General features: G+C 58.1%; 10 protein-coding genes and 1 pseudogene. 4 read left to right on the top strand and 7 right to left on the bottom strand.

The window, feature by feature from the left end; genetic code table 11:
* Positions 1-635 precede the first annotated feature (635 nt).
* From ACK59H_RS22340 to ACK59H_RS22310, 7 genes and pseudogenes are all read right to left on the bottom strand, one after another.
* Positions 636-1,001: pseudogene (locus ACK59H_RS22340) on the bottom strand (hypothetical protein).
* Positions 1,002-1,061: 60 nt separating this feature from the next.
* Positions 1,062-1,571, bottom strand: a complete 510-nt coding sequence (locus ACK59H_RS22335) for a hypothetical protein (protein ID WP_081016575.1) — start codon at positions 1,569-1,571, stop codon at positions 1,062-1,064.
* A 50-nt stretch (positions 1,572-1,621) separates the two neighbouring features.
* Positions 1,622-1,801, bottom strand: coding sequence for a hypothetical protein (locus ACK59H_RS22330; protein ID WP_060476427.1), 180 nt, complete (start codon positions 1,799-1,801; stop codon positions 1,622-1,624).
* Positions 1,802-2,007: 206 nt separating this feature from the next.
* Complete coding sequence (locus tag ACK59H_RS22325) at positions 2,008-2,304, bottom strand: immunity protein Tsi6 family protein (RefSeq protein WP_060476426.1); 297 nt, start codon at positions 2,302-2,304, stop codon at positions 2,008-2,010.
* A gap of 132 nt (positions 2,305-2,436) precedes the next feature.
* Entirely contained in the window at positions 2,437-2,568 is a 132-nt protein-coding gene (locus ACK59H_RS22320) for a hypothetical protein (protein WP_261745542.1), read from the bottom strand.
* Between the two features lie 125 nt (positions 2,569-2,693).
* Positions 2,694-2,957, bottom strand: coding sequence for a hypothetical protein (locus ACK59H_RS22315; protein ID WP_020190029.1), 264 nt, complete (start codon positions 2,955-2,957; stop codon positions 2,694-2,696).
* A gap of 9 nt (positions 2,958-2,966) precedes the next feature.
* Positions 2,967-4,391: a DUF6861 domain-containing protein gene (locus ACK59H_RS22310; protein ID WP_230849722.1), complete on the bottom strand. Its 1,425-nt coding sequence runs from the start codon at positions 4,389-4,391 to the stop codon at positions 2,967-2,969.
* A gap of 712 nt (positions 4,392-5,103) precedes the next feature.
* Between ACK59H_RS22310 and tssI the strand changes: the two genes are divergently transcribed.
* The 4 genes from tssI to ACK59H_RS22290 form a co-directional block, all read left to right on the top strand.
* Positions 5,104-6,960 (top strand): type VI secretion system tip protein TssI/VgrG, encoded by a 1,857-nt coding sequence (gene tssI, locus ACK59H_RS22305; protein WP_409264932.1) that lies wholly within the window; start codon positions 5,104-5,106, stop codon positions 6,958-6,960.
* Between the two features lie 10 nt (positions 6,961-6,970).
* Entirely contained in the window at positions 6,971-7,567 is a 597-nt protein-coding gene (locus tag ACK59H_RS22300; RefSeq protein WP_409264931.1) for a DcrB-related protein, read from the top strand.
* A 33-nt stretch (positions 7,568-7,600) separates the two neighbouring features.
* Positions 7,601-8,068, top strand: a complete 468-nt coding sequence (locus ACK59H_RS22295; protein WP_060476422.1) for a DcrB-related protein — start codon at positions 7,601-7,603, stop codon at positions 8,066-8,068.
* Positions 8,069-8,074: 6 nt separating this feature from the next.
* The coding region (locus ACK59H_RS22290) for a DUF6531 domain-containing protein (RefSeq protein ID WP_409264930.1) at positions 8,075-9,253 on the top strand (1,179 nt) is incomplete at its 3' end.

The raw sequence follows: 9,253 nt of genomic DNA, 5'->3' as shown, positions 1-9,253 counted from the left end.
AGTAAAGAAGTGTTTACGCTGATTCGTAATCGGAAAGATGAAGAAGTGCTCTCGCACTCTCAACTGGTCGAGGCGCTTAGCAGTTTTGTACTTGCTGGATGATGGGGTTTACTGGGCAGAGGTTTCTGGGTTTGACGGTTCTTTAGATGCAAATTCTTGGTCGCAACGCATTCGTAATTTGGCGAGTCGAATATTTGAACTTACGCCACCGGTTGGTGAGTTGGTTGAGCTTACTTAGGGTAGGCATTGAAAGTTCTGTATGTAGGTTGCGTGCCCTCGGGTCCCGCAGGTTATGCACGATTAGCGCTCTATGTTCGAATTATCAAATGGATTGAACTCATGTTCACCGTTGAGCGCTTTCTTGCAAAAATTTGGTCCGCGTGGCTGCTGAAGGTAATCATAGCGGTGTTGATGATTTGAGCCTGTATATATCGCGAAAGCACTGGCAATGACACAAGCGAGCATCACAGGCGGGGCCATGAGCAAGCCAAAAGCTCTATACGGGACTTCGATAACAGACGCGAGACGTCACATCCGGCCGTAAATGGGAAGCACGTGTGTGATTAGCCAATAAACGGCGAGCAGACCCACGCTTGCACACATGAGCAAGGTCAGAACAGCTCGAAACCTGAATGCTATTGTCCCAGTTTCGCTGCTAGACGAGGGGTTTGTGTCCGCCTTGAGATCCCAGCGACGGCCTCTTCCCCAATACGCGCCTTGAGCTTGCGCAGGGTAGGCGATTCGCCCCCTGTCAGCTCGATGCGAAACTCGGCAAAGGCGTGCTCGAGATCGGCATGCTGCTGCAGCCCCTCTTCGGTGAACAGCTAGCGCCCAGGGATGTCGCCCCACTCCATCGGGATGCGGATGCGTTCCTGATCTGCCGCCTTCAGCAGTGGCTCCAGTTCGACGCTCAACTTCGTCGCGCAAGGGTCTTGCGCCTTCAGGCTGTCGATGATCAGGCGAAGCTTTAGAGACTTCTGTTTTAGGGTTTCGATATTCATGTTCAACCCTGCTGAGGCGGTTTCAACGAGTGAGTGCAGCATCCGCTCATTAGCTCAACTTCAGCGGCCATCGACCTGTACGCAAACGTCCTTGCCGTCGATGACTTTGCATGGCCAGTTGTCGTTGATGTAGTGATCGGGCTTGAAGCACACGCGCTCATCGTTGACCCAGAACACCTGCCAGGCAGAGCCCGATATCAGCAGCTTCGAGCAGGGGGAGTAGCCTCTGCCAAGCAGTGCAAGGGTCGTCAGAATCATCACGGCGGGGACCACGTAGAGCAGCGTCTTCAGCGAAAGCCCGAACATCAGTGTCTGGAAGCGGTGCAGGCGTGAGCCTTCAGACGGGTCGAATTTTTTCCCGGTCCAGATACATACCGCACAGCCAACCAGCAGAATTGCCAGCGCCGGCGGTGCCATCAGCAGGCCGAACGCGAGGTAAGGCGTTTCCACCACAGGCGCGCCACGCAGTAACCTGCCGTATAGCGGGAATAGGTAGTTGATGTAGGCGTAGATCGAGAGGGCCGCGACCAACAGCATGGCGATGCTCATGCCAGCAGCCAGTAGCCTGATCTTGAGGGGCGAAAGCCCAGCGGACATTGGTGAAGAGTGTGTATTCATCGTCAGAATTTAGGCAGGTTGAACGTGGGCAGCGATGGCAGGGAGGGCATCGACGGCAGCTTGGGGGCGCTCGGCCAGCTTGGCAGATCGATCCCGTCGGGGCGCAGCTTGCGGATGACCCACCACTTGGCTTCATCGTAAAGCTCGTCGGCAATTCTACCCGCGATGTTTTTGGATGCCATAGCGTGGCGCATTGAGGGTCTTGCGCGCTCGACCTCGATTGGCGCTTGGCGGGTAGATCAACTCATGGTCCATCTGGCGTTTCCGGCTCTTGCTGACCATCGCAGGTGCGGTGCTCGGCCGCTGCAGCTAGGCATCGAACGGTGCCTGTTCGATCCAATAATACTCTTCGTAATCAACCAAGGTATGAACTCGCTAGTGGCCGAGTTCAATCAGGTAGTTGAATCGTCAAGCCGCGGGCCGACTGAATGGCCACGTAGTAAGCGTCCTTCAATACCCTGGCCAGCTCCGGGTCATTTTCCTCGAATTCCTTTGATGCAATAGCTCCAATCGTTAGCCTGTGCAGCTTGGATTTATCTTTTTCGGTACCGTCGAAAACTGCCCTGATGTACTTTAACTGGTCGACTATAGTCGCGTAAATCGTAAAGCCAGGAATGCGCTTTTGTCGGTCAATCGCCAGCGCAATTGCTTTATCTACATACTCCAGTGGTGTGGCTGGTTTCATTTCTCACCTGCTCATATTAGTTTGAAAAGTTTATTCCCGGTACAGGTTATTTGCGTCGTTCCACGGAATGGATTTCGGTCCACGTGATGTGCATGAGTTGTATCTATATGTGTTTCACTTGGAGGCATGGGGCTATTGGTCTGCGGCTTTCAGCAGTGGCTCCAGTTCGACGCTCAGCTTCATCGCGGCAGGGTCTTGCGCCTTCAGGCTGTCGATGATCAAGCGAAGCTTGAGTAATTTCTGCTTGAGTGTTTCGGTGCTCATGGTCAGTCCTGATTGGGGTAAGGTACTGCACCACTTCACCGCAGCGTAAGAGGGCGCCACTCATTTGTTGGTAGGGTCAAACGTTCATGCAATGTCGGATTTCGTCAGCATTTATCTATGTGGCACTAGATGGCCGTGCCCCGATTTTTTCCCGGCTTGATGATAAGTAATTCATCGAGTTGTCTTTTGCGGCATTTTATCACGAAAGCCAGCGCCGAATCAGGGTCATCCATGAAGGCATCAAATGTAGCTGGAGCGATGGCGTAATATTCTTCGTAGTCAACCATGCCGTTGCTGACGGGGAACGAAACGTAATACTGACCAGCGTCTTCTTCGATGCCGATTGAGTACATGTGCTGACGACTGATGAAAAGATCTTTGAATTTCATAGGGGGCCTTCAAAAAAGGGGAGCGGTATTGAACATCTTGGCGGCAATACCCGCCGCGTCTATGACGGCTTCACTGTTGCCGTCAGGTAGCTTGCCACCAGGGATCCAGAATTCGTTAGCACCGGCTTCATTTCCTGATGGAATCCGTAGATTCAACTGCTTCGGATCAGGGATGTCTACCCGGACCAGTGCATTGGTATCAAGAAAATTCTCAGGCAAGCCAAGGGCTTGCTCCAACGCGCGCTTGTCACCTGCTGTCTTGGCAAGTAGTTCGGTTGCTTCGTGGCCTGGCATGATGAACGACGTACCATCTCTCTGTGCGATGCCGTATTTCTCAAGGTTGGTCTGGGTCATGAAGCGTGAGGCGCCATTTTCGAATTGGGCCAAGTGTTGCGCGACATAATCTGGGTCTAGATAAGTGGTGGGGTCGGGCCTTTCGCCTTTGGCGATTGCAAGAATATCTTCTTCGGTGAATCCAGGTTTGTATTTGGGTTTTGGCGGCTCAACAGCCTTCTGCGATAGCTCGCGAGAGCGTTCGTTGGCAGGTAGTGGTTCAGTTTCTGCACGCTTGAATGGTGTGGCGTCACGTGCTTGAAGTTCACTATGTGCCAGCAGCTTTTGCTCGTTTTTTGCCAGCCAGGCGGCCAGTTGCTTGTTGGACATTTCCGCCTGCAGCCGGGCACTGCGTATGGCGGGCGTTTCCATATTCCTCAGAATGCCCGCCTTTATCTGCCCGCGGGTCAGGTAGGTGACAATGGCCGTCAGCAGCAGCAACACCAGTTGCTCCTGGCCGCGGGCCAGTTGGCGCGCCGCACGCTCGATACGCTCCTGGGCCTGCGCTGCGGAACCGCCGCTCGGGTCCAGGCCAGCAGGCTTGAGGCCATCCTCGGCGAACCAGGCCGTGGCCATGCCTTGCTGAAGGGTCGACAGGCAGGCCGGCAGGCCCTGATAAAAATACTCGGCGATGGCGGACAGCCCCAGGCCCATGAGGATCAGGTTGCCGACCTGCAGGCCAATGCCGGCGCCGGCCACGGCCCCAGGTGCCGCGCCAACACCGAACGCGAACGCCCCGGCCACGCCGCCGGCCAGTGTACCGACCGCCACGCTGCCACCAAGGATCATCGAAACCTCTTTGACCAGTTGCAGCAGCACCGGCAGGATTTGCTCGATACCTATCGAGGACCACTTGCGCTTGAGGTTGTCCTGAATGATCGGGTAGGACAGGGCCATGGCCTGGCGCACGTTGTCGATACGCTGGCCACCGAAGTAGCCATAGGCCTGGTTGGCGCCATTGCTCACTCGCCGGCTGAAACCGTCCCAGGCTTCATGGGCGCTGTTCAGGCCGCTGTCGACGCTCTGGTTGAGCTCGCTGAATTTCTGCTCGAGATTGCGTTCGATGTCTCCCCAACTGGGGATGTTGGCTAAAAGATCCATTTTCGCTTCACTGTCCATGGAAGTGGCGGCGCTCGGCGGCGAGCGCAGCATGTCGCGTCAGACCTCAGGATGGGGGCGAAGTCCGGCGCAGAGCCCATTGTTCTCATGGCAGGCGTGCGCGGCAATGATGGCAATTGAGTATCACTGCACGGTTTTGTGGCTGGCCGCGTCCCGCAAGTGCCATTACGACCGCGTTGGCGATGGCCATTTGCCGGAATTGGCCAGTGGCGAAAAATTTGAACCAATCCACGTTATGAAGCATTTTTCTCCGCCAGTGGAGCTGATGCGTCAGGTAGCGAGACAGTTCGAGTTGGAGCTGTCAGGCATGGGCTCTGATCGACACCTCAAGGACCTTCTGCGACAGGCCGTTCGGCGGTAGCCGGAGCGCTTCCGGGCGCCAGTGAGGAATATGAAGGATGGCGATATGACATTGCCCTGCAGGGCGGTATTGCCCTGTTTTTCAAGGCCTGTAGTGAGTTGACAGGGCAGCTTTTGCCGGTGTTTCCTTTGGGGCTTTCTGCCTGCCTGGCATTCGGGAATGTGAACCATGTCGCATTAATTTCAATGCATGATGGCACTTTCCTTTCTGCAGGCAGTCGCATGATTCCGCAGAGCACGCGCGTTATGCGCGCATGCAGAATACGCCCGCAAGATCAGGGTTGCAGCTGAGCATCGCAAGCGCGTGCTGGCCGTGTTTTCAAGGAGATTTCGCATGATCATGGACCTGGCCTCCACGCTGCTGTCGCCGCAGAACCGCCGCCTGTTCAAGTTTCACAACCTGGCCAACCCCGAGCAGGAACTGCTGCTGGAAACCTTCAAGGGCACCGAAGCCCTGTCGCGGGCGTTCAACTACGAACTGCTGCTGGTCTGCGAAGACTCCGGCGTGCCGCTCAAGTCCATGATGGGCCAGCATGTCAGCATCGAGATCGAACTGGCCGAAGGCGGCCCGCGCTACATAACCGGCTACCTCACACGCTTTGCCAGCATTGGCAGCGACGGCGGCATGGCGCGCTATACCGCAACCCTCAACCCGTGGTTCTCGATGCTGAAGAACCGCTTCGACACGCGGATCTTCCAGGGCAACACGGTCGAGGAAGTGGTTACCGAAGTGTTCGCCCTGTGCCCGGCGTTCTCTCGTCACGAGTTCCGCCTGACCCGTCCGCAGAAGCGCTACACCTACATCACCCAGTACCGTGAAACCGACTTCAACTTCGTCCAGCGCCTGTTGGAGGAAGAGGGGATGTTCTACTACTTCGAGCACACCGCCGAAGGCCACACCATGATCATCTGCGATGACTCCAGCACGCTGGTGGACATCCCCGAGCAACCGCAAATCCGCTTCCACAGCGCCTCGGTCACCGAGACTGCCGACTCCATCACCCAGTGGAGCGGCAACCGCCAGTTGCAGTCCGGCAAGATGGCCACGCAGACCTTCGACTACCGCCAGCCCAACAACCGCCTGCCGGTGGCGCTGAACAGCGTGAACAAGCAGGGCGATGTCGAGAACTTCGAGATCTACGACTTCCCCGGCCAGTACACCCACGGCACCTACGACGAGGGCGAAACCCTGCTGCGCCTGCGCATCGAGGCGCTGGAGCTGCGCGGCAAGAAATTCGAAGGTGCCAGTAACTGTCGGGCCATGAAGCCGGGCTACACCTTCGAGCTGCTGCAGCACTACATCCACGACCAGGGCCCGGTAGAAGACCGCCAGTTCCTGCTGATGAGCGTGGAAAGCGAAGGCCACAACAACTACCTTACCGGCCAGCCGGCCAGCTACTTCAACACCTTCAGTTGCGTGCGCAAGAAGATCCCGTTCCGCCCGCAGCTGAGCACGCCCAAGCCGACCATCGCCGGCCCGCAGACCGCGATCATCGTCGGCCCACCGGGTGAGGAGATCTTCACCGACGAGCTGGGCCGGGTGAAGATCCAGTTCCACTGGGACCGCAATGGCAAGTACAACGACCACAGCTCGTGCTGGGTACGCGTCGCCCAATCCGGTGCCAGCGGCGGCTTCGGCAGCATCCAGATCCCACGTGTAGGCGACGAAGTGGTGGTGGTGTTCCTCGACGGCAACCCCGACCGCCCGCTGATCATGGGCAGCCTGTACAACAGCACCAACACCCCGCCATGGTCGCTGCCGGCGAACAAGACCCAGAGTGGCTTCCTGACCCGGTCGATGAAGGGTGACGGCGGTACCGCCAACTTCTTCCGCTTCGAGGACAAGGCCGGCGCCGAGCAGATCATCATGCACGCCGAGCGCAACATGGACACCGAGATCGAGCTGGATGAAACCCATGATGTGGGGAACAACCGGACGATCACGGTGGGTGGCACGCACACCGAGCAGGTCAAGAAAGACACCGTGGTGCAAGTAACCGAAGGCTCTTATACGCTCCAGGTGGACAACCAGTTCATTCAGGTGGCAGCCAAGCAGCACATCATCCTCCAGGTGGGCGACAGCAGCATCACGCTGACGCCGGAAGGCATCGAGATCAAAGGCAAGGTCATCACCACCACCAGCTCCGACATCACCAAGATCACGGGCGCGCCTGTGCGAATCAACGACTGAGGCCAGGCGCATGTACAAACCCTCGATCTATGACCGCATTTCCGCCCGGCGCGAAGCGCTGGAGGAGCAAGAGCGTCTAGCCAAGTTGGCAGAGGCAGACCAGGCGGCCAGTGCGAAACCAGAACAAGAGCCAGAAGCCGTGCCAGTGCCGGTAGCGCTGCGGAATGTTGCCAGCGGGTTCACCTTCTGCGGTTTCCACTTGCAGTTTCCGGGTGGTTTTCGTTTTCGCGACATCCAGACAACGATCGAACACGAAGGCGAGCTCGTCACTCTGAACATCCGCCGCCGTGACGTGCGCGCTGGCCAGGATTTGGAGCACTTGTTCGAATCGGCAGTTCGGTCCTTGCGCGAGTCGAACCCGCAAATGCGCGTGATCCGCCAGCGCGATTGTCGTGTGGCAGGTAGCCCGGCAAAGGTGCTCGATTTCCATTTCAAGGCCGGTCACCAGCCCCGGCACGGCCGCCTTGTTGGCGTACTGGTCCCCGTCGAAGGCAGTGAAATGCCGCAGTGGCTGGATATCGCCTGTGTAATCGATCCAACCAGTTCAGGCTTGAGCCAGTGGTTGGCCGAGTTCGACCGCATGCTCGATGGCCTCGCACTACGCTGACCTCACTTTATTGTTATCAGGAATTTTCATCGCATGGATTACGAGTTGCAGGAAGGCAGCATCGCGCTGCCAACAGGTTTCGAGGACCGCACGGTCAATATGTTTGTCCTTGGCGCCAGCGTCCCGGCACCGTTGAGCATCACCATCTCCAGGGACACCTTGCTGCCCGATGAGGCGCTGCAGGCCTATGTAGAACGTCAGATCAAAATGCTCACCTCGAAGCTGCGCGGTTACACCCGCATGGGCAACAAGGCCGTTTCACTGTCGGCAGCCGCGCCGATCGCCGGCATCCAGATCGACGCCTACTACATGAACCAGGGCCGCCCGCTGTACCAGCGCCAAGCCGCCTTCATCATCAGCCCCGGGCGTGCGCTGATCTTCTCGACCACTGCACAAGCGGACTTCAGCGCGCAGCAGAACCAGGATTGGGACAATCTGCTTGCCAGCTTCACTGCGCGCACCCCGGCACAAGCCAGCGCCGAGTCCGGCGAACAGGAGTAAACCCTCATGTTCGAAGCGGCCAGGTTCGGCGACGAGATATCGCACACCAGCGCACTGGGGGGCTTTCTAATTGGAGCCGCCTTGGGCATCGCGCTGGTGGCCACGGTAGCCATTGCCACTTTCACCTGCGGGTTTGGCGTGGCCTTGTTGGCCGGCCTTGCAGCCGGTATTGGAGGCAGCCTGCTGACCGCCGCCGGAGAGGCGATAGGCAGTATGTTCTCGTCCCCCTCAGGGACGATAACCACTGCCTCACACAACGTATTCATCAACAGCCTGAAGGCCGCCCGCGTCGAGAAAAGCATCGGTGCCTGCGACAAGCATCCCGGGCCTGTGCAAATCGCCGAAGGCTCGACCAACGTCTTCATCAATAGCGTTGCCGCTGCACGCAAGGGTGACAAGCTGACCTGCGGCGCGACCATTTCCGGCGGCTCGGATAACGTCATCGTTGGCGGCGGTACCTACCGCTACTTGCCTGTGGATGACGAAATTCCTCAGTGGCTGCGTACCACCGTCGATGTGCTTATGGCCATTGCCGGCGCCGCTGGCGGTATCGCCCAATTGATCAAGGCTGGCACCCAGGCCGGCATGAAGGCCGTCATGCCTTGCGCCCTGAAATTCACGGCAGGCTTCATCGCGGGGGAGGTGGCCAGCCGCTACGTGGTCGAGCCTGTGGTCCGCAGGGCCATCGGTGGCCTGGTCGGCAACCCTGTCGACCTCACCACTGGGCGCAAGCTGATCCCCGATGAGATCGACTTCAGCCTGCCAGGCCTGATGCCTATCGAATGGTCACGCTTCTACGCCAGCGACCTCACTGTCGACAGCGTGCTGGGGCGCGGCTGGGTACTGCCTTGGGAGCAAAGCCTGCGCCGGCAAGGTTCGTTCATCTACCTCACCGACAATCAGGGCCGCGAGGTCCCGTTCGTGACCCTGCAGCCGGGTGAGCGCATCTACAACCCGCACGAACAGGTGTACCTGGTGTGTACCGAGGGTGGCCATTACATCCTGCAGACCCTCGACAACCTGTTCTTCTACTTCGGCGAAGTTCCCGACAGCAACACCGAAGTGCCGTTACAACGCATCGAGAATGCTCTGGGCCATTTCCTGCACTTCACACGCACGCCCGACGGCACCCTGACCGACATCAGCGCCACCGGGGGCACCCGCGTACACTTGCACTACGACAAC

This window comes from Pseudomonas sp. KCJK9000, from assembly GCF_046230725.1.
GTDB classification, from domain to species: Bacteria; Pseudomonadota; Gammaproteobacteria; order Pseudomonadales; family Pseudomonadaceae; genus Aquipseudomonas; species Aquipseudomonas promysalinigenes.
Note: the sequence above shows the minus strand (reverse complement) of the source record. Positions and strands in the feature narration are given on the sequence as shown.

What these genes read in the sequence shown, in the direction of transcription:
- ACK59H_RS22330 (WP_060476427.1), bottom strand. Translation starts at nt 1,801, where the DNA reads ATGGCATCCAAAAACATCGCGGGTAGAATTGCCGACGAGCTTTACGAT.
- ACK59H_RS22325 (WP_060476426.1), bottom strand. Translation starts at nt 2,304, where the DNA reads ATGAAACCAGCCACACCACTGGAGTATGTAGATAAAGCAATTGCGCTG.
- ACK59H_RS22320 (WP_261745542.1), bottom strand. Translation starts at nt 2,568, where the DNA reads ATGAGCACCGAAACACTCAAGCAGAAATTACTCAAGCTTCGCTTGATC.
- ACK59H_RS22315 (WP_020190029.1), bottom strand. Translation starts at nt 2,957, where the DNA reads ATGAAATTCAAAGATCTTTTCATCAGTCGTCAGCACATGTACTCAATC.
- ACK59H_RS22310 (WP_230849722.1), bottom strand. Translation starts at nt 4,391, where the DNA reads ATGGATCTTTTAGCCAACATCCCCAGTTGGGGAGACATCGAACGCAAT.
- tssI (WP_409264932.1), top strand. Translation starts at nt 5,104, where the DNA reads ATGATCATGGACCTGGCCTCCACGCTGCTGTCGCCGCAGAACCGCCGC.
- ACK59H_RS22300 (WP_409264931.1), top strand. Translation starts at nt 6,971, where the DNA reads ATGTACAAACCCTCGATCTATGACCGCATTTCCGCCCGGCGCGAAGCG.
- ACK59H_RS22295 (WP_060476422.1), top strand. Translation starts at nt 7,601, where the DNA reads ATGGATTACGAGTTGCAGGAAGGCAGCATCGCGCTGCCAACAGGTTTC.